Origin of the sequence: Campylobacter concisus (genome assembly GCF_002914195.1) — a bacterium.
In the GTDB taxonomy this organism is placed as follows: Bacteria; Campylobacterota; Campylobacteria; order Campylobacterales; family Campylobacteraceae; genus Campylobacter_A; species Campylobacter_A concisus_M.
The window spans coordinates 1-979 of the sequence record NZ_PPAU01000085.1; the positions used below are offsets into that span (position 1 = coordinate 1).

Here is a 979-nt window from a genome sequence, read left to right on the forward strand (position 1 = left end):
GTTCTTTATTGGAAGCCAAAGAGTTTATTTTTAAGCTAATAAAATCTAAAATAAAAAAAGGCTACATTGAAATAAGATAAAAAACTCTATTTTATCTAAAATACTATATAATTTAAGTTGTTTTTAAATCATTTTATATTATAATTCTATTATACATCAAGATAAAGGATATAAAATGGCAAACTCAAACACAGCTTTTGGTGACTACACATTCGACTTTTCAAATGTAAAAGACGCAACAGCCGAGAAAAAGGCAGATTGGTTTAAAAGACTATCAGAACTACTAGGCTATTGCGAGTATGACACCATATTTTTGGACGAAATCAATAAAAATACCGAACTCCTAAGCTCAGACAAATTTAGCCTATCTTTCTCAGGCACTGGTCGTTGGAACTACCAAAACAATATAGAGTGGTATGAAAGCGACGATGAAATAAAAAGCATTATGCTAGAAATGGTAGGTCTAAAAATAGAAATAAGTTGCGTAGATTACGAAGTCGGTTGTGACTTTATATGCAAATACTCTGCTAACATCGAAGTAAAAAAAGATAAAGTAGAAATTTCGCAAGACTGCATCGAAGGTCATAGTTTTAATTATCAAGCTTGGTCAGAGCTTGACATTGGCTCAAGAGATGGATACTTGGACGAGATAGGTTTTGCTGATTATATTTATGAAGACGATAGAGAAGAGGCACTAAATAGATGGCTTAAAGAAGGCATAGGCACTGAAGAAGAGTTTAAAGCCTACGTAGGCGAAGTAGCTTAATAAAGGAGATATAATGATAGTAGATGTTTTCGTTTCGATGGTTATAATTTTGGTTTTTCTAGCTGTAACTTATGGGCTATATGCCAGCTTGCTAAAAATTGGAAAATCATTTTTTCCAAAGACTACCAGCAGAATAATCAAACTACTAGACAATATGTTTTAACCTTGGAGGTCTAACAAACCTCCAGCCTCTCTTTGACGACATCTTTTTAC

The 979-nt window shown here is 33.0% G+C and carries 2 protein-coding genes; both read left to right on the top strand.

Annotated elements, in window-relative coordinates; translation table 11 throughout:
* The first annotated feature begins 175 nt into the window (after positions 1 to 175).
* Positions 176 to 766 (top strand): hypothetical protein, encoded by a 591-nt coding sequence (locus CYP28_RS02210; RefSeq protein ID WP_103592932.1) that lies wholly within the window; start codon positions 176 to 178, stop codon positions 764 to 766.
* 13 nt (positions 767 to 779) lie between these two features.
* A complete protein-coding gene (locus CYP28_RS10275; protein WP_180997926.1) occupies positions 780 to 929 on the top strand; it encodes a hypothetical protein in 150 nt (49 codons plus the stop codon).
* Positions 930 to 979: the final 50 nt, after the last annotated feature.

Excerpts from the sequence above, each read along its gene's own strand:
- CYP28_RS02210 (WP_103592932.1), top strand. The coding sequence starts at position 176 with ATGGCAAACTCAAACACAGCTTTTGGTGACTACACATTCGACTTTTCA.
- CYP28_RS10275 (WP_180997926.1), top strand. The coding sequence starts at position 780 with ATGATAGTAGATGTTTTCGTTTCGATGGTTATAATTTTGGTTTTTCTA.